This is a genomic window from Ralstonia sp. Ralssp110 (genome assembly GCF_047325135.1).
GTDB classification, from domain to species: Bacteria; Pseudomonadota; Gammaproteobacteria; order Burkholderiales; family Burkholderiaceae; genus Ralstonia; species Ralstonia mojiangensis.
The window spans coordinates 1202453-1220192 of the sequence record NZ_CP168609.1 but is presented as its reverse complement, the minus strand read 5'-3'; the positions used below and the strand labels follow the sequence as shown (position 1 = coordinate 1220192).

Genomic DNA, 17740 nt, shown 5'->3' with positions numbered 1-17740 from the left:
CATCTCCACACCCGGCTAGCAACTGGAACGCAGTTTGCATACCTTGTAGCGGTAAAACGGGCAACGACCCTTCCCACCATGTGGGCAATGGCCTCATTGCACCCAATCGCCCGTCTCAACATGGCTTTCGCAACCATTGAGGAAAACCATGACGCTATCCGACTTTATCCAGGCAAACCTCGCCGGCATCGTCGACGACTGGACGGAATACGCGCGCACGGTCAGCAGCGGCCGCGCCGGTCTTTCCGAATCCCAGTTGCGCAATTCGATTCGTGACCTTCTCGGCCGGATTGCCGCCGACATGCGCGAGCGGCAGACGCCCGAGCAACAGCGGGCCAAATCGCAGGGCGACCGAGCGCCTTCGGAGTCCGGCTTCAATGAAGCGGCCCACGAGCATGCCGACGACCGCCTCTCGCACGGGTTCGACATCAACGATGTGGTGGCGGAATACCGCGCACTGCGCGCCAGCGTGCTGCGCCGGTGGCAGCAGGATCCACAGTCACACGCGCTCGCACTGCAAGAGATGACTCGGTTCAACGAAGCCATCGATCAGATGCTTGCCGAATCGGTGCGGCAACATGCCCAGAAAACCGAGCGCATGCGCGACCTGTTTGCCGGCGTGCTCGCGCATGACCTGCGTTCGCCCCTCAGCGCGATCCTGGCCTCTGCCGAAACGCTGCTGCATGACGACGGGCTGTCGTCGCGCAGCGTACGCGCGGTCGCATTCATACAGCGAGGTGCGATGCGCGTGCAACAGATGATCGACGATCTGCTCGTCTTCACCCGCACGCGGCTTGGCGACTTTCTGCCGACGACGTTCAGCCCCCAGGATATGGGGCGGCTGTGCAGCGATGCCATTGACGAAGTGTGCGCGTCTTACCCCGAAGCGCAGATCGATCTGCGCCTTGCGGGCGAACTTCGTGGCACCTGGGACGGGAGCCGGATCGGCCAGCTGCTGGTCAATCTGTTGGCCAACGCGGTGCGTTACGGATCGGGGCGGGTCGCCCTCGAAGCGGCCGGGCGCGACGGGCAGATGACGATTGCCGTTTCCAACGAGGGCAACCCCATACCGCCCTCCGCTTTCCCAACACTGTTCGATCCGCTCACCCGCGCCAAACAGCCCGACCACAGCGGGAGCGCCGCCGGCATTGGGCTTGGCCTGTATATCTGCCGCTGCATTGTGCAGGCGCATCACGGGACGATTGATGTGCAATCGTCGGAACACGGCACGACGTTCACTGTACGGATTCCTCTTTCGGCGACGGCTTGACTGTTGCCGCTCGCCCAGCATGAAAAAAAAAGGGCCGGCACCCTGAGGTACCGGCCACTTCTCTTCTTTCTTCCTTCTTGCGAATCGCAGCGTCGATCAGCCCGCCTGACGCAGCGCAGCGGCTTCCTCCCCACGCTTGCCCATCAGCAACTGCACCACCACCGCAACGATGATGTTGAAGGCCAGTGCCGCCAGGCCCGTGTAGATGGTGTACTTGTCACCGCCAATCACAAAGGTGTGCACGGGCTTGATGCCGTCGGAGAACGCCAGCCAGCTGCCGGCAATCATGCCCGCTGCCCAACCGGCCAGCAGCGCGGGTGCGCGGAAGCGGTTCGAGATGTTGAACAACCCGAACACGACCGACGGGAACGTCTGCACGATCCACACGCCGCCCAGCAGCTGCAGGTCCAGCGCGAACTTGGTCGGCAGAAACAGGATGAACACCAGAGCGCCCGCCTTGACGATGAGCGAAATCACCTTGGCGACCTTTTCCTCACCGGCATGCGTGAGGTCCGGGGCCACGTAGGGCTTCCAGAAGTTGCGCGTGAACAGGTTGGCCGCGCCAATCGACATGACGGCCGCCGGCACCAGTGCACCAATAGCGATGGCCGAGAACGCAAAGCCCGTGAACCAGCTCGGGAACAGTGCGTTGAACAGCGCGGGCACGACGTCGTTGTTGTTCGTGACCTTGATGCCTGCCGCATAAGCCATGAAACCCAGCAGCGCAATCAAGCCCAGCAGCACCGTATAGGCGGGCAGGAAGACGGCGTTCTTGCGAATCGTGTCTGCACTGCGCGCGGCAAAGATGCCCGTGAGCGTGTGCGGATACATGAACGCCGCCAGTGCCGAGCCAATTGCCAGCGTGGCGAACGGCAGGAACTGCGCAGGCTTGAGCGTGAGGCCCGTGGCGCCGCCCTTCAGGGCAAACGCATCATGCGCGGTGGCAAACACCGCACCGTAGCCGCCCAGCTTGGCCGGCACCAGCACCACCGCCACCAGCACCACGATGTAGATCATGATGTCTTTGACGAAGGCGATGAGCGCAGGCGCCCGCAAGCCGGCGGAATACGTGTACAGCGCCAGGATGACGAACGCGGCCGCCAGCGGCAGCTCGCCCGTCAAACCCAGCGCCTTGATCACGACTTCCATGCCGATGAGCTGCAGGGCGATGTAGGGCATTGTCGCCACCACGCCCGTGAGCGCCACCGCAAACTCCAGGGAGCGCGAGCCGTAGCGGCCATACACGGCATCGGCCGCCGTGACGTGACCGTTGGCATGCGCCACCTTCCACAGCTTGGGCATGATCAGGAAGACGATCGGGTACACCAGGATCGTGTACGGCAGCGCGAAGAAGCCATACGCGCCCACGGCATACACGAGTGCCGGCACGGCGATCACGGTGTAGGCGGTGTAGAAATCGCCGCCCACCAGGAACCACGTGATCCAGGTGCCGAAGTTGCGGCCGCCCAGGCCCCACTCTTCAATGTGGGCGCCCTTGTCGGAATTGCCCCGCTGCCAGCGCGAGGCGATGAAACCCAGCACGGTGACAAGCGCGAAGAAGAAGATGAAGACCGCCAGCGCAGTCCAGTTGATTTGTCCGCCCATCATTCTTCTCCTTTGCTCTGACCGTTCTTGAAGACGATCCAGATCAGCAGCGAAGTGATCGGCACCCACAGGAACTGGTACCAGTAGAAGAACGGAAAGCCGAAGAGCGCAGGCATTTCCTGGTTGTAGAACGGCACCCACAGCAGGCCGATGAAAGGCAGCGCGAGCAAGAACTTCATGGGTTGTCTCCTAGTTCGGGGACTTCGGATGTTGTTTTGAACAGGTGAGGTGCCACGCCCGATGCGCGGCCAGACGGATGTCTGAGGGAATGCTTTCCGCCTTTGTTGTTATCCGGCGCACTCTGATCGCGCGCCCCCGGGAAAGCCATCCGCACCTGTACGCAGCAGCCACACGTAGTACTACGTAGTAAGCGTAGGCTTTTCGCATGAAATAACCAATCGCTAAGGTGGGTGCGGGTTTCCTAGGGTTTTCACGAATTCCTGTCATGACAGACAACCGAAAAACGCGTGAGCAAAACTCGCAAGCCACCACGGTGCCGCATGGCACCAAGCACAACGGGGAGCCGCAGTGGCTCCCCGTTGATTGTTGTGACGCAGCATAAGCCCTGGCGTGCCCAGGGTTTCTGCACGGTGCAGCGCTGCCGCGTTGCGGCCGGCTTACCAGTTCCAGCGCATGCCGAGCTTGCCGTCGTAGCCGTGCCGGCGGCGGCCGTCCGAGTACTTCAAGCTGAAACCCTCGGCGCTGAACCGACACATAAAGCCCCGAATTCTTGCCGGCCGACGCGCCCCGAAATTCGATCAATGCAAATGCCTGCTCATGCAGTGGTGCGCGTGCCGATGGGCTCCTGGCGGCGAACATATCCGGTCAGATCGACAATTAAAAACGGAATTTGATTGAATCAACTTCCCAATTCAGTTCAATCCAACAAAGTCTTTTTCATTTGGTTTTTTAGCTTCTTTTTTTACTTGAAAGGCACCGCCATTGAAATTCCTCTTTCAAGAGGAAATCGTTTGCCATCAACCCGAAAATGGCGCAGCCATCAGGAAAAACCCGCACACCGGTTGATACTCAAGCGCCCGTTTCTTTAGAGCAAATCCTCAAAAACGTGTTGTGTTTTAAATTTGTTTTCAATCTGATCAAAGAAAATCTTGTAAGGTGATTCTGTCTTATGCATTCACATCCCACTTAGCCCGGCAATCCCCTCGCCGGGTATTTTTTTGCGATGCGTCAGATGGCCTTGCCTGTTCCAATCCGGCGTAAAAGCGGCAGGGCATTGCAGCGCGCTCAGTGGCGCTCAGCGCCATGCCGCCACGCCACGGCGGCGCATGCGAGCTGTACCGCGCCACCGCACAACATGGCCACGCGCAACCCCGATGCGCCGCTGCCGCACACGGCATACACCGCCCCCAGAATTGCCACGCCCAACGTCGCCCCGGTCATGCGCGCCACGTTGACAAGCGCCGATGCCGTGCCGGAACGCTCCGGCCCCACGGCGCCTACCGCCGCGCCCATCAGCGGGCCGGTGGCAAAGCCCATGCCGAGCCCCGTGAGCGCCAGCCCGATGGCTGCCGGCACCACCGATGCGACACCTGCAAACGCCCCCACCGTGAGCAGCCCCAGCGCGATGATGCCCACCCCGCCCGCCGTGGCCAGCCGCACGCCGTGGCGGCGCGCCACCGTGCCCGACAGGGGCGACACCGCCATGAAGACCAGCGCCATCGGCATCAGCGCAATGCCTGCACCAATGACGTTGAAGCGCCTGGTGCTTTGCCACATGAGCGGCAGCAAAAAGAGTGCGCCGTACATGCCGAACGTCATGCCCGCCGTGGCGACAATGGCGCCGCGAAACTCCCGCACGCGAAAGAGGTCCAGCGGCACCAGCGCCTCCCCGCCGTGGCGCGCCTCAACGCGGATGAACCACGCCAGCGCGAAGATCGCCACGGCCAGCACGGTTGCCGCCACAACGGGCGCCTGATGCGCTTCGATAGCGGCAAAGGCCAGGCCACCCAGCGTGATGGCGCCCAATACCTGGGCCAGCGCATCGAAACGGCGATGCGCGGCGTCGGACGATTCCGGTACCACGCGCACGGCCAACGCCATGATGGCCACGCTCACCGGCACCACCACCCAGAACACGGCGCGCCAGCCGAAGTGCGTAACCAGTACGCCGCCCGCCGTCGGCCCAATCGCCATGGCCAAGCCGTTGCATGCGGCCCAGACGCCCAGTGCATGCGCACGTTCGCCCGGGTCGCGCCACACCACCCGCAGGATCGCCAGCGATGCCGGCAGCAGCAACGACGCACCTACACCTGCCATCGCACGCGCCCCGATCAGCCATCCGATCGACGGCGCCAGCGCGCACAGCACCGATGCCACCGAGAAGACCGCCGCACCCGACACAAATGCCCGCCGCCGGCCATACAAGTCGGCCAGCAGGCCGCCGCTGAGCAGCAATGCGGCATAGGCGAGGTTGTAAGCGTCGATCACCCACTGCAGCGGGCCAACCTCCGCGTGGAAGAACTGACCAATCGGGCGCACCGCCAGGTTGACAACGGCGGTGTCGATCTGTGCGACCAACACAGCCATCGACAGCACGCACAGCACCAGGCGCTTATGTGTCGCGGTGTTGGCATGCGCGTGTTGCATCGTGATTCCATCCATCTTGGAGCCTCTGGTTTTTGGCTTTAGCAAGCGATGGCCCCAGCGTAGTGCCGGCACCCTTGGCAACGCTTCGATGCGTGTCGAAGCATCGCGGCGCGCAGCTCCCTAGAATGGCCACATGACAAGGAGTCGGACATGTCGCATCCGAACAGCTTTTCCGGCACGGCCTTCCTGATTGCAGACCCGGCACGGGCGGCCATGCTGACGGCGTTGCTTGATGGGCGCGCGCTGCCCGCGGGGGAGTTGGCGCATGCCGCGGGCGTCACCGCGCAGACGGCCAGCACGCATCTGGCCAAGTTGCTCGACGGTGGCTTGGTGGTGGTGGAAACCGAGGGACGGCACAAGTACTTTCGGCTGGCCGGGGCACATGTAGCGCAAGCGCTGGAACACCTGGCGGCCATCACGCCCGCAGCGGCCGTGCGACGCGCCACACCCAGCCCGAAGGCGCGAGAGCTTGGCTTCTGCCGCTGCTGCTATGACCACCTTGCCGGGCAGGTGGGCGTGGCCGTCACGCACGCGCTGCAATCACGCGGCTATCTGCTGCCGATGCCAGACAAGCAATACGAGATCACGCCCGCCGGCATCACCTGGTTTGGCGACGTGGGGCTTGATGTGTGCGCCATTCGCCCGACGCGACGCGGGCTGGCGCGGCAATGCCTGGATTGGACGGAGCGCACGCATCACTTGGCGGGGCCGCTGGGGGTGCAGTTCCTGCGTCGCCTATGCGATGTCGGCTGGATGCTGCGCGCACGCGATTCGCGCGCCGTGCTGGTCACGCCCAAGGGCTGGCAGGAATTGCATCAGCGCCTGGGCGTGGATGAAGCGACGGTGCGCAGCGAGGCCGAACACCGTCACGCATAACGCCGTCGATCAGTGCCCTGCAAAGGCGAGCACTTCCGGCAGGCGGGCAAGCAGCGCATCGCGCGAGCGGATGCCGCCCGAGGTCGGCTCCACCTTGTCGTCCTGGATCAGGTTGGCAAATACGTAAGTCTTGTCGCCCTTCTTGGCCCAGCCGACAAACCAGCCATAAGCGTGCGCCTGATCCCACGTGCCATCAGGTGATGTATTGCCCGGCGCCGGGCCGGCCGTGCCCGTCTTGCCCTGCACGGCCCAGCCGCCCGGCACCTGCCAGGTCTGCACGGTACGGTCGACCATCTCGTAGGTGCGCGCCGACACCGGCAACTGCCGGTTGACGATCCTGCGCATAAAGCCGACCTGCTCCTCTGGCGAGATCTTCAGCGACGAGGTGATCCACGAGCGATCCATGCCGTTGTTCTTGCCCGGGTCACCGCTCACGTCCATGTTGCCGTAGCCCAGCTTGCGCACGTATGCCTGGAAGGTCTGCGCGCCCATCGCATGCGTAATGCGCTGCGAATACCAGACCACCGAATATTTGAGCCACAGCGCCGGGTCGATGGGCTGGTGCCAGGCTTCGCCGCCCCAGTCGGGGTCACCACGCTTGAAGTGCTCGACCGGGGTGTGCTCGTCTTTGAGGAAGCCGTGGTCAAAACCCATGACCGCGAGTGCGAGCTTGAAGGTGGAGGCGGGGGTCACGCGCTCGTCGCACTTGCCTTCGTGCAAGACGGCCTTGCCGGTGGCAGCATCGGCCACGATCGTGCAGATCGGGTGCTCGGCGTGGGCAAAGGTGGCAAGCGCGGCCAGCAGGGCGCCGGTGGCGGCGTGGCGGAGTTTCATCATCGATCAACCTCAGTTTGGGGGGAATGCAAATAGCTGCGTGGCAGCGTAGCAGCGAGGTTGCCGTCCTGCTGACCACCACACGCGTAACGGCTGTAACGCTGGCGCGCCGGTGGAATAGCCGAGCAGAAAAGAAGGGCTTGCAAATTTTTTGGCGGTCGGTAAAATGCGCCGCTCACCTAGCCCAGGTGGCGGAATTGGTAGACGCACTAGTTTCAGGTACTAGCGGGTAACTCCGTGGAGGTTCGAGTCCTCTCCTGGGCACCAAGACACAGTCCCAAGCAGTTCAGGGGCGACAAAAAACCCGCGTGGCGATGAGCCTCGCGGGTTTTTTGTTGTCCGGGCGGAGACGAGATTCAAACCGTCCTGGATCGCCTCACATTGCTCTGGTGACGTCCGGCGCCGCCGATTCCATGCAAGGCAGAGCACACGGCTCGGATCGTTGCCGGCTCCAGGAAGGGGTACGAACGCGCCGTATCGGAATCTGGCGGTCGAATGCGCCCGCTGCATCAACGGCTTTGCAGCGGCAAGACGAGCCGAAAACACGTGCCACGGCCAACTTCGCTGCGCACGTCGATCTGGCCACCATGCTTGCGCACGATGCCGTAAGAGACGGACAGGCCGAGCCCCGTCCCTAGGCCAACGGGCTTGGTGGTGAAGAACGGGTCGAAGATGCGGCTGAGATGCTCGGGCCGGATACCGCCCCCGGTATCTTCCACCTCCACCCAGACGTTGTCCGCGTCGTAGCCAGTTCGCAGCGTGATGCGTCCGTGGTCCTGAATGGCTTGTCCGGCATTGACCAGCAGGTTCATGAACACCTGGCTCAGTTGGGCGGGCCTGCACTCGATGTCTGGGATTCCGCCATATTCGCGCACCAGCTCCACCTTGTACTTCAGCTCATTCCAGACGATCTTGATTGTTGTTTCCAGACACGCTTCAAGATTGGCGGGTTGCGGCTGCGCTTCTTCTACATGGGAGAAATCCTTGAGACCCTGCACGATTGTCTTGACCCGCTGCAGCCCCTCCTGGGATTCCGCCAACAGCCCCGGCACATCTTCGCGCACGTACTCGAGATCAGCCGCCAGCTTGACCTGCGCAAGCGCAGCCCGCGTGGCGGGCGCCAACTCTGCCTCGTGGGATTCGTAGGCTGACAGCGCGTCGAGCAATCCTCCAACGTATCGCTGCAAGCTGCCCAGATTGGCTTTGACAAACGAGACGGGATTGTTGATCTCATGGGCCACGCCGGCAGCGAGCTGGCCGATCGACGCCATCTTTTCCGATTGCAGCAGCTGCCCCTGCGTCTGGGCCAGTTCGTGCAGCAGCTGCTCCTGGCGCGCACGCTCGGCCTGCAGTGCCTCGTGGGCCAGGGCAAGCTGCCATCGGTCACGCTGGAATTGTTCGACCGCGCGCGCCATCTGACCGATCTCATCGTCGCCATCGACGGGTACCGCACTGGGCGCCCCGTCCGAACGTCCTTCGCGCAAGCTGCGGCTGACCTGCAGCAAGCGCTGAAGCACATGGCGCCCGAGCAACCCGTAAGCCGCCAGGCAGGCAAACACCACGCTGGTGGCGAGCAGCGCTGTCACCCAGCGCTGATTGCGCTCGGAAACCACCGCCAACGCCTGCATCGCCTGCTGAAACGCCCGCGTGTGCTGCTCCGACACCTGCTGTGCCGAAACCACCATGGCGCCGGCTTGCATGTAAAGCGCATCCAAGGAACGGCGCCCGGCAAGGTTGCGTTCAGATGCCGGCGCCTGTGCAGCCGCGCCGGCAGTTCCGGCATGCTGCAGCTCGCTTTCCCACCACTGCGCGACGATATTGACGACGTTGCGAAACAGCTGAGTCGACTGATGCAGATCGAGCACTTCAATATCGTCGTCGGTTGCAGCAAGCCGTTCGGACAACTGCTCGAACGCCTCAAGGTTGCGCAAGATCTCGGCATAGTGCCGGCGCAGGGCTTCCACCGACGAGGTCTTTTCCAACTGCGCCGATTCGCGCTCAATCAACAACGTGCGCTGAACGAGTTCCTGCGCCTCGCGCAATTGCATGAGCTGCTCGCTGGCGAGCCTGCGGGTAGCTTCCGCCGAGGTGCGCAGCGCATAGACCGCCGTGATGCCGCCTGCCGAGATCAGCAGCGCCAGCATGGCGACGACCAGCATGAATTGACGCCCGAGCGATCTGGGCCACAGACCGTACCGCGGCGTGCGCGCACAGCGGATGGCAGCGGCTGCGCTGAACATTCAACGGCCCCATATCCGGCGATACACGGCCCGGTAGCCGTTGTCGGGGTCGTATTGCCCGAGTGGTCCACCATCGAAAGCGACGTTCTTGACCGTCACAAGGTGCACGGGGGCCACATACCCGGTGACCACATGATGGGCCAGCAGCCGATTCACCTCGTCTACCAGTTGCCAGCCTTGCAGGTTCAACGGCTCGGCCACCGTACTCGTCTGAAACGCTCCAGCCTGGATGCGCAGGAACGCCGCGGCGCTGCCGTCGCCGGCAGACAGCATGTGGATGCCGTCGGGCTTGCCGGCGCGGGTCAGCTCGGCGGCGGCGTAATCGAAGTAGATGTCGTTGATGGCCAGCGTATGCGTCCACACGCGGCCATACCGCTCCAGCAGACGTCGCATGACGGCGGGCATGGCCTGCGCACTGCCCGAGATAGGTACGTCCTCGACGGCCAGCAAGCGGCAGCCCTTGCATGCGCTGATCACCTCAGCCATCGCCGCAGCCTTTGCGCTGGCGATCTGGAAATTGGAGTCGGTAAAGATGACCACGTTGGCGTGGCCCGCCGATTCCACTACAGCCGCCATGGCCGTGAGCCGGGCAACTGCCATCGGGTCGGTGGAAACATTGATGGCGATCGGACTGTCCGTGATGGCGCCGGCCGTTGCGGCTACGTGCCAGCCGACCACGGGCCTGCCCTGCCGCACGAAGGGCACCAGTTCTGACTGCATCTCATGCGCGTCACCTCCGACGAGCACGACGCCGTCCGGTTGCAGCGCCCAGGCCGATGCCATCGCACGCTTGCGGCCCTCCGGCGTCCCGCCGGCGTCATAGACGCGGATCTTCCAGCCGATGGCCCCAGCGGCCTCCTTGATGCCTTTCGCAACACCAAGAATGCCGCCGTTGCGCAAGTCTTCACTCACGACGGCCAGCGTGATGCCGACCTGCGCACGAGGACCTGCCTGGGGCCCATCCCAAGGGGCCCCGTGTTCGCTGGCGCGCGCGACGATCTGCTGCATGCGTGCGTCGTCGGCGATGCCGCCGGAGGCCATCGCCTGGCTTGCCATCGCTCCCCACCCGAATACGCACAGCAGGTATGCCAGCATTCGCTTGCCGCTGCCTGGGGCCATCGCCGCCTCCCGAAGGTCATCCTTCACGCTGCTGGTGGCACGTCTGCCGCATCCGTGGGATTGGGCACAGGCGCATAGACAAGAATCGCGAACGGCACATCCTCATGGGTTTCGAAGCGCCTGATCTGCAAGACCTGATGCGCACTGACGATGCTGTCCCGCGTAATGAGCAGCACGCCGCGTCGCGTGAGCAGATCGTCGGCCAACCGCATGCCCTCCCGCAGTTCGGCCGCAGAGATCTGCCGCACAGGCATCACCTCGCCCTGCTGTCTGAGCACAGCCACGAAGCGCACAACCACGTCGGGGTCATAGCGCAGGCCCGATTGCGCCTTGACCATCTCCATGGCTTGATCGCCCGAAACGTGGTCCTTGATGATCTCGCCCGTCAGAAGCCCCTCGAAATCGCGTGCGACAGCCACGATGCGTGCGCCGACCGGGATCGCCGTTCCGGCCAATCGGTCGGGAGTACCGCGGCCATTGAAGCGTTCGTACTGGTGCCGGATGATTTGCGCCACATGCTCGAGCTGCGGCACGGGTGTGAGCACCATCTGAGCACGCAGCGGATGCTGATAGAACTGCTGTGCCTGTTCAGCGGAAAGCCTGTCGAGCGACGTATTCAGCAGGGCATCGGGCAGCGACAATTTGCCAATGCCGTGCAGCAGGCCGGCGTGGAAGATGTCCTGCACCTGGAGCCCCGTCAACCCGCATTCAATGGCAATGCGGCGCGCCAGATCGGCCACGCGCAGCGACTGGCGCGCCATGGCACCACAGCGCATCTCGATCATGCTGGCGCATACCTTGACCATATTCGTGAAGTTCGCTTTCTGGTCCCGCTGAGCACCTTCCAGGAACATCACGGTCTGGCGAATTTCTTCGGTGCGCGCCAGCACCTGGGTTTCCAGCCCGGCATTCAATTGCTGCAGCGTTTCGTTCTGCCGCTGCGTCAACTCGCTCAGGCGGCGCGCCTCGCATGCAAGCGTGCGCTGCTCGATCGCGTGCTTGACGGTGAGCAACAGGTCCTGGTCATCCCACGGCTTGTTAAGGTAGCGATAGACGCCACCCTCGTTGATGGCACGCACAGCCGAATCGACTTCGGAGTAGCCGGTCAGCAGGATCCGCATGATGTCCGGATAACGCTCACGAGCACGTGCCAGGAACTCAGCGCCGTTCATGCCGGGCATGCGCATGTCGGAAATGACCAGATCCACCGGATATACCGGCAGCATGTCGAGCGCCGCCGCACCGCTCTCGGCGGTAATCACGCGGTAGCCCGTGGGCCGCAACAGCCGGCGCAGCGACGAGAGCACGCCTGGCTCATCGTCCACCAGCAGGATCAACGGCGTGGCGTCCGCAGACGTTGCAGAAGCGGGCGCGCTTTCTGGCTGCGCGGCGGCTTTGATGTCGGGCGCGCTCGCTTGCGCGGTGTCTTCGTCGTAAACAAGCATGGCTGGCGTCTCACGGTTCGATGGCTGGCGGGGCGCGTCTCAAAGCGCCTGCAGGAATTGCTCCAGCGCGTGCTTCATTTTTCGGATGGCGGTTTCAGGTAGCAGCATCACCAACTGGGCCACAAAGCCGCCGCGCTCGAGGGTGAAGCGCACTTCCAGCAACAGCGCCACATCCCAACGATTGAACTGTTCGCCCGACAAGGCTTGCTGCAGCACCGCAGCCGGAACGAAGCTTGGCCGCGAGAACGACAGATTGCGGCCGAGCTGCTCGAAGACGCTGCGCACACAAGCACCCACGAGCAAGTTGGCGATATCGGACAGGGCTTCGCTTTCGCTGTTTACGTCGGCGTCGCCGTAGCCCATCAGCTCTTCGAGTTCTTCGCGGCCGTCCTTGCCGAACAGCACGATCGCCTCGCCCGAAATATCGGACTGAAACGCCTGCCGCACCGGCGAGGGCGCGTCGCCGGCCATGTCGCGGCCCAGCAGCTCCACCTTCAGTTGTGCCGCGTTGACAAGCTTGATGCCCGGCACCGAGAGCGTCACAAAGGCGCCCAGCAGTTCAGCCAGTGCCGCCCCCGCTTTACCCATCCCGATATTGGCGATTTCCTGCAGAGCGTCGCGCTGGTCTTCATTCAGTGTCAGGTCATTCATAGAGACCGTACCCCCGCAGGATCGGAACAATGCGCTCAGCCGATACGGGCTTCGGAATGAAGCCGATGGCGCCGAGATCCTTGACGCGCTCGACAGCACCCGACTGGATGTCGGCGGACACCACGATGACGAAGGCGTCGTCGCCGGCCTTGCGGATGTGTTCGAGCACCTGGAAGCCGTCCATGTCCGGCATGGTCAGATCAAGAAAAACGACCGTGCCCTTACCGGCACGAAACAGCTCCAGCGCCTGCGCACCGTTGGATGCCTGCGTAACCTCGACATCCCAGTCATCAGGCAATGCGTTGATCAGAAGCTTGCGCGCCAACGATGAATCGTCGGCAACGAGCACGGGTAGCGCCATGATGTTGTCCCCCTTCAGGCGTAAAGCGTGAGGCTTGCGTTATATAGCCAGCGCGGTAGCGGCCAGCGGTTGTTGTTCGACAGGCGGAGCTTCGGGCCTGCATCGTGGCAACGTCACGCGGAAGGTCGTGCCCACACCCACCGTGCTCGACACGTCGATGCGTCCGCCATGCGCTCTGACAATGCCGTAGGTGAGCGACAGCCCCAGCCCGGTGCCCTTGCCGACCGGCTTGGTGGTGAAGAACGGGTCGAAGATGCGCTTCAGGTTTTCGGGCGCGATGCCGCTGCCGGCGTCTGCTACCTCAAACCAGATCGATGCAGCGTCGGTTGCGTCAGTTCCGGTGCGGACGGTGATGGTGCCGCGCCCGCCGCCCTGGGTGCTTTTGCCCGCATACGACTGCGCCGCGTTGACCACCAGGTTCAGCACCACCTGATTGATCTGCGACGGGATGCAGGTCACGGCCGGCAGTTCGCTGTACTCGCGCACGAGGTCAGCCTGGTATTTGATCTCGTTGTGGACGATGTTGAGCGTCGACTCGATGCAGCGGTGAATGTCCACCTGATCCCATTGGTGGGCGCTGTCGACGCGTGAGAAATCGCGCAAGTCCACCACAATGTCGCGCACCCGGGTCAGGCCTTCCTGCGATTCGGCCACGAGTGCGGGAGCGTCTTCGGCCAGAAACTCGATGTCGGCCGCCTGCGCAAGCGCCAAGAGCTGTGCGTCGAGTGACGGTGCATGCTGGCCAATCAGCTGATCCAGGCTGCGTGCGTAATCGAGCAGCGTGCTCATATAGCGCTGCAAGCTGTTCAGGTTCGAGAGCACGAACCCCACGGGGTTATTGATCTCGTGCGCAATACCGGCGGCGAGCTGGCCAATGGCGGCGAGCTTTTCGGACTGCAGCAGCTGCTGATGCGCCTGGGCCAGCTCTTCATTCAGTGCGGAGAGTTGGGCGTTACGCACAGTAAGTTCCTGAAGCGCATCGGTTACGGTTTTTTCGCGCTTCTTCAGCTCGCCATAGGCAAGGCATACGTCCGTCGCATCGAGCAACGTAATCCCCACCGCGATGACCACACCATTTCCATCTTCGATCGGAATAAAGCTGCAGTTCTGCTGCATCCATTCAATCGTGTCGGTAATGGGCCGCGTATGACGAAAACGGAACAAATACGGGCGGTGCTCCCAAGATGTGTACGCAGAGACACCCAGAACGAATACGCTTTCGATTTTCTTGCGCAGCCATTTTTCCGGCAGTTCCGGAAACAGTGCGAACATGTCCTTGCCGATCACATCCTCGCCGGAAAAACCGCTGTGATATTGCATGAAGCGGTTCCACGACAGGATCTGCATCTGGCGATCCACGGAAAACACGCCGCAACTCACCAATTGTGCAATGGCATCAGATAACTGGGGTTGGGTAATGTCTGCCATGTTTGGCATGCTTCCTGCGAGGCAATAGTGTTCGCTATCAGCCACTTGGATTCCGTGGTCGTCTCTCTGTTTATCGGCCGGATTTTGCCCAGGCAGATGCGTACAAATCCCTATTAACCCTTGAATATCTGGATCGTCGGCAGCCTGCGCAAAATAATCTAGAGTTAAGTGCGAGACACTTGTCGCGTGTGGTATTACCGCTGTCCCGACATACTGCTCCTTGGCGCTCCACTGATGCAGAAAATGGGTAGACGGTCACTCGCCGGAAAAATGATCCGGCTAAGGAGAGAGAGGAATTGGAGCACCTTCTCACCAGTAGCCTCATCGAGGCCGACCTTGAAGCGACTGCGCACATTGCGCAAATTCTGCGTGCCGTCCGGACGCATTTGGGAATGCCTTTCGCATTTGTCTCTGAGTTCGTCGAGTCAAAACGTGTCTTCCGGTATGTCGATAGCAGTGCTGAGCGGCCGCCCTTCAGCGTCGGCGATTCCGGACCGCTGGCTGACAGCTATTGCACTCGGGTGATTGACGGCCGCTTACCGCCACTGATCCAAGACGCAGCCAAACTTGCAGCCGCGCGCGAGTTGCCCATGACCGCCGCATTTCCCATCGGCGCACACATCAGCGTGCCGATTCAATTGGCCGACGGATCCGTGTTCGGCACGTTCTGCTGCTTCAGTGACCGACCCGACTACTCTCTGAACTCCCGCGACCTGGAACTCATGACCGCATTCTCTGGGGTGATCGCGCGCCAGATCGAACGACACAAAGCGGCAACACAGCAGGTGAGCGAAAAACTGTCGCGCGTGAAGCGCACGATCGAACATGACCAACTCTCGATCTACTTTCAGCCGATACGGTCTTTAGTGGACGGACACCTGGTCGGACTTGAGGCCTTGTCCCGGTTTCCCGGTGGGCAGCAACGGCCACCGTATCGCTGGTTTGCAGATGCCTGGGAAGTCGGCCTTGGCGTTGAACTCGAAATGCTTGCCATCAAAAAAGGCCTGCGCGCATTGCACTCGATTGCCGGCGCCTATCTGGCTGTCAACGTGTCTCCTGCCACGGTACTCAGCGGCAAGCTGGAAACATTGCTGCCCGATGTCCCGCCTCATCGCGTGGTACTGGAAATCACGGAGCACGCCCTGGTCGACGACTACCCCAGCCTGCAGGAAGCACTTCTTCCGCTGCGTCGCCACTTGATCCGTATCGCGATCGATGACGCAGGTTCCGGCTATTCCACGATGAACCACATCATTGCGCTCAAACCGGACCTCATCAAACTCGACGCATACCTGACAACCAATCTGGAAGACGACCCGATCAAGCGCGCGCTGCTCAAGGCCATGGTGACGTTCGCCAACGAAATACGATGCGATCTCGTCGCCGAAGGTATCGAGACAGAGCCCCAGAAAACGATGCTGGCCGACCTGGGCGTGCGCAACGGGCAAGGCTATCTCTTGGGGCGGCCAAGCCCACTCGAAGCCGTTTCGATAAACACCACGGTGTAGTCGGGGCTCGCCGGGCACGCGGTCTTCACCATTGCGTCCGACGCATGCGTGCCGCCTAGGCCGGCTTCAGCTTTGACTGAGCAACGCGGTTGCGACCCGTTGCCTTCGCGTCGTACAGGGCTGCATCTGCCGCACGGATGACGGCCGACACATCGACATCCTGTTCCGGCGTCCATGCGGCCGCGCCGATGCTGGCAGTCACGCGGCCATACTCGCTGGCCTTGTGCTCGATGGCGAGGTTGGAGATGGCCGCGCGTATTTTTTCTGCGATGGAGGCAGCGCCTTCTGGCGACGTGTCCGGCAAGACCACAACGAACTCCTCACCGCCATACCGCGCGGCACTGTCGGTCGGCTGGCGAATATTGTCGCCAATGCACTTCGCGACCGCCGCCAAGGCATCATCGCCAGCCTGATGCCCGTAGGTATCGTTGTACATCTTGAACCGATCGATATCGACGAAGAGCAAGGACAGAACGCTGCGCGTCCGCTTGGCGCGACGCCACTCTTGATCGAGGATTTCGCCAAGGGTGCGGCGGTTGTTCAGCCCCGTCAGCCCATCAGTGCGTGCCAGCATTGCCAGCTCCGACTCCGCGCGCATGCGCCGCCGCAACTGTGCCCCGAAGGCGAAGGACAGCGCGATGAAGCCAAGTGCCAGCGCGGCCATCAGCAAGGCGATGATCAGCGCGCGACGCTTCCAGGCCGCGTAGATGTCGGCATGTGCTTCCGCCACCATGATGATGAGCGGCAGGTTGGGCAGGTTCTTGAAGTAATACAGCCGCTCGACGCCATCGAGTGTCGATGTGTCCGAAAAACTGCCCTCCGGCGCCGATAGGAACTGCTTGAACGTACTAGCGTTGCGGATATTGCGCCCAATGACCTTCACATCGTAGGGCTGCCGCATGACCATCGTGCCGTCTCGTGCAATCAACGCGACTGATCCGTGCGGCCCCAGGGATAGCGCGGCAAACAGCTTGTGAAAATATTCGAGCTGGAGCGCGATCAGCACAACGCCGGCAAACGAGCCGTCCGGCCGCGACAGCCGCCGACTGAGCGGAATGCTTGGCGCCCCATCCCGCAAGCGGGACGCGTAGGGATCGCCAACGTACAGCCCGACGTTCGGATTGTCGCGATGGACTTTGAAGTACTCGCGATCAGAGAAGTTGGCTTTGCGCGGCACGTCGCCAGCGGAATCGATGACGATATTGCCCTCGGTATCCAGCACCAGCATCGAGCCCAGATACGTTGCGGTTGCGGCACGGTCGAACAAGGCAAAGCCACGCAACCTGGGCGACGCGCTCATCACTTCAGGATCGTTCACGCCGTCGACGACGGCCTGGAGCGACAGCGTATAGAGTTCGAAATTTCTTTCGATGTCACGCTCCGCCAGCAAAGCGAGGTTACGCGAGGTCTCGGCGGCGCGGGCCATCGCGTCCAGCCGGCTCTGATACAGCACCACCGCACAGATCACCACCATCGACATCGCGATGACAACCCCCGCGGCCACGATTGCATGGGGTGTCGTCACCTTGCGGTGATCCCAATAGGGGAAAAGCCAGCGAAGTCGATTGGTCTTGTGATTGCTCTTCACCGTGATCGCCATATTCGTGTGCTCTTGTCAGGAAGACCGCGAAACGCCCGAATAGATCAACGCCACCCTCATCGTGGCCGGCCTGACGCAGCGATGGCCGCAGCAAACCCGTCAAGAACAGTCTAGAAGATCGACGATGCTTCGTGCCTGACAGCCGATTCAAACGCCTGATCTCAACATCGCCCCTAGGCGATATGGCTGAGACGTT

Annotated in this window: 14 protein-coding genes and 1 tRNA gene; 4 read left to right on the top strand and 11 right to left on the bottom strand. The window is 62.2% G+C overall.

The annotated features are described in order from the left end of the window. Nucleotides 1-148: 148 nt before the first annotated feature. Nucleotides 149-1270: an ATP-binding protein gene (locus ACEN9T_RS06150; protein ID WP_413705803.1), complete on the top strand. Its 1122-nt coding sequence runs from the start codon at nucleotides 149-151 to the stop codon at nucleotides 1268-1270. Nucleotides 1271-1366: 96 nt separating this feature from the next. Here the strand turns inward: ACEN9T_RS06150 and mctP are convergent, their stop codons facing one another. The 3 genes from mctP to ACEN9T_RS06135 form a co-directional block, all read right to left on the bottom strand. Next, entirely contained in the window at nucleotides 1367-2875 is a 1509-nt protein-coding gene (gene mctP / locus ACEN9T_RS06145) for a monocarboxylate uptake permease MctP (RefSeq protein WP_092970767.1), read from the bottom strand. Then, nucleotides 2875-3054 carry a DUF3311 domain-containing protein gene (locus ACEN9T_RS06140; protein WP_024978098.1) on the bottom strand — a complete coding sequence of 60 codons (180 nt, stop codon included), beginning with the start codon at nucleotides 3052-3054 and terminating at the stop codon, nucleotides 2875-2877. The genes mctP and ACEN9T_RS06140 overlap by 1 nt, the downstream gene beginning before the upstream one ends. Nucleotides 3055-4120: 1066 nt before the next feature. After that, complete coding sequence (locus ACEN9T_RS06135; protein ID WP_413705802.1) at nucleotides 4121-5482, bottom strand: MFS transporter; 1362 nt, start codon at nucleotides 5480-5482, stop codon at nucleotides 4121-4123. Between the two features lie 150 nt (nucleotides 5483-5632). Between ACEN9T_RS06135 and ACEN9T_RS06130 the strand changes: the two genes are divergently transcribed. Beyond that, nucleotides 5633-6358 (top strand): ArsR/SmtB family transcription factor, encoded by a 726-nt coding sequence (locus ACEN9T_RS06130; protein ID WP_092970771.1) that lies wholly within the window; start codon nucleotides 5633-5635, stop codon nucleotides 6356-6358. Nucleotides 6359-6367: 9 nt separating this feature from the next. On the opposite strand, the gene blaOXA is transcribed toward ACEN9T_RS06130, so the two are convergent. Next, a complete protein-coding gene (gene blaOXA, locus ACEN9T_RS06125) occupies nucleotides 6368-7195 on the bottom strand; it encodes an OXA-22 family class D beta-lactamase (protein WP_260801133.1) in 828 nt (275 codons plus the stop codon). A 179-nt stretch (nucleotides 7196-7374) separates the two neighbouring features. Here blaOXA and ACEN9T_RS06120 point away from each other — a divergent pair. Next, nucleotides 7375-7459: transfer RNA gene (locus tag ACEN9T_RS06120), tRNA-Leu, on the top strand. Nucleotides 7460-7701: 242 nt separating this feature from the next. Here ACEN9T_RS06120 and ACEN9T_RS06115 read toward each other — a convergent pair. The 6 genes from ACEN9T_RS06115 to ACEN9T_RS06090 all read right to left on the bottom strand — a co-directional run bounded on the left by ACEN9T_RS06115 (nucleotide 7702) and on the right by ACEN9T_RS06090 (nucleotide 14436). Continuing rightward, nucleotides 7702-9351, bottom strand: coding sequence for an ATP-binding protein (locus ACEN9T_RS06115; RefSeq protein ID WP_413705801.1), 1650 nt, complete (start codon nucleotides 9349-9351; stop codon nucleotides 7702-7704). A gap of 81 nt (nucleotides 9352-9432) precedes the next feature. Next, a complete protein-coding gene (locus tag ACEN9T_RS06110) occupies nucleotides 9433-10488 on the bottom strand; it encodes a substrate-binding domain-containing protein (protein ID WP_413706603.1) in 1056 nt (351 codons plus the stop codon). A gap of 86 nt (nucleotides 10489-10574) precedes the next feature. Then, on the bottom strand, nucleotides 10575-11996 hold the full coding sequence (locus ACEN9T_RS06105) for an HD domain-containing phosphohydrolase (RefSeq protein ID WP_413705800.1): 1422 nt from the start codon (nucleotides 11994-11996) through the stop codon (nucleotides 10575-10577). A gap of 39 nt (nucleotides 11997-12035) precedes the next feature. Then, complete coding sequence (locus ACEN9T_RS06100; RefSeq protein WP_092970776.1) at nucleotides 12036-12647, bottom strand: chemotaxis protein CheC; 612 nt, start codon at nucleotides 12645-12647, stop codon at nucleotides 12036-12038. Then, nucleotides 12640-13008: a response regulator gene (locus ACEN9T_RS06095; RefSeq protein ID WP_092970777.1), complete on the bottom strand. Its 369-nt coding sequence runs from the start codon at nucleotides 13006-13008 to the stop codon at nucleotides 12640-12642. The genes ACEN9T_RS06100 and ACEN9T_RS06095 overlap by 8 nt, the downstream gene beginning before the upstream one ends. A gap of 39 nt (nucleotides 13009-13047) precedes the next feature. Continuing rightward, on the bottom strand, nucleotides 13048-14436 hold the full coding sequence (locus tag ACEN9T_RS06090) for an ATP-binding protein (RefSeq protein WP_092970778.1): 1389 nt from the start codon (nucleotides 14434-14436) through the stop codon (nucleotides 13048-13050). A gap of 296 nt (nucleotides 14437-14732) precedes the next feature. Between ACEN9T_RS06090 and ACEN9T_RS06085 the strand changes: the two genes are divergently transcribed. Beyond that, on the top strand, nucleotides 14733-15944 hold the full coding sequence (locus ACEN9T_RS06085; protein WP_092970779.1) for an EAL domain-containing protein: 1212 nt from the start codon (nucleotides 14733-14735) through the stop codon (nucleotides 15942-15944). A gap of 55 nt (nucleotides 15945-15999) precedes the next feature. On the opposite strand, the gene ACEN9T_RS06080 is transcribed toward ACEN9T_RS06085, so the two are convergent. Further along, nucleotides 16000-17424, bottom strand: a complete 1425-nt coding sequence (locus tag ACEN9T_RS06080; protein ID WP_254775639.1) for a sensor domain-containing diguanylate cyclase — start codon at nucleotides 17422-17424, stop codon at nucleotides 16000-16002. Between the last annotated feature and the right edge of the window lie 316 nt (nucleotides 17425-17740).

Excerpts from the sequence above, each read along its gene's own strand:
- ACEN9T_RS06090 (WP_092970778.1), bottom strand. The coding sequence starts at position 14,436 with ATGGCAGACATTACCCAACCCCAGTTATCTGATGCCATTGCACAATTG.
- ACEN9T_RS06095 (WP_092970777.1), bottom strand. The coding sequence starts at position 13,008 with ATGGCGCTACCCGTGCTCGTTGCCGACGATTCATCGTTGGCGCGCAAG.
- ACEN9T_RS06135 (WP_413705802.1), bottom strand. The coding sequence starts at position 5,482 with ATGCAACACGCGCATGCCAACACCGCGACACATAAGCGCCTGGTGCTG.
- ACEN9T_RS06100 (WP_092970776.1), bottom strand. The coding sequence starts at position 12,647 with ATGAATGACCTGACACTGAATGAAGACCAGCGCGACGCTCTGCAGGAA.
- ACEN9T_RS06140 (WP_024978098.1), bottom strand. The coding sequence starts at position 3,054 with ATGAAGTTCTTGCTCGCGCTGCCTTTCATCGGCCTGCTGTGGGTGCCG.
- ACEN9T_RS06150 (WP_413705803.1), top strand. The coding sequence starts at position 149 with ATGACGCTATCCGACTTTATCCAGGCAAACCTCGCCGGCATCGTCGAC.
- ACEN9T_RS06080 (WP_254775639.1), bottom strand. The coding sequence starts at position 17,424 with ATGTCGATGGTGGTGATCTGTGCGGTGGTGCTGTATCAGAGCCGGCTG.
- ACEN9T_RS06115 (WP_413705801.1), bottom strand. The coding sequence starts at position 9,351 with ATGCTGGTCGTCGCCATGCTGGCGCTGCTGATCTCGGCAGGCGGCATC.
- ACEN9T_RS06105 (WP_413705800.1), bottom strand. The coding sequence starts at position 11,996 with ATGCTTGTTTACGACGAAGACACCGCGCAAGCGAGCGCGCCCGACATC.
- ACEN9T_RS06110 (WP_413706603.1), bottom strand. The coding sequence starts at position 10,488 with ATGGCAAGCCAGGCGATGGCCTCCGGCGGCATCGCCGACGACGCACGC.
- mctP (WP_092970767.1), bottom strand. The coding sequence starts at position 2,875 with ATGGGCGGACAAATCAACTGGACTGCGCTGGCGGTCTTCATCTTCTTC.
- ACEN9T_RS06130 (WP_092970771.1), top strand. The coding sequence starts at position 5,633 with ATGTCGCATCCGAACAGCTTTTCCGGCACGGCCTTCCTGATTGCAGAC.
- blaOXA (WP_260801133.1), bottom strand. The coding sequence starts at position 7,195 with ATGATGAAACTCCGCCACGCCGCCACCGGCGCCCTGCTGGCCGCGCTT.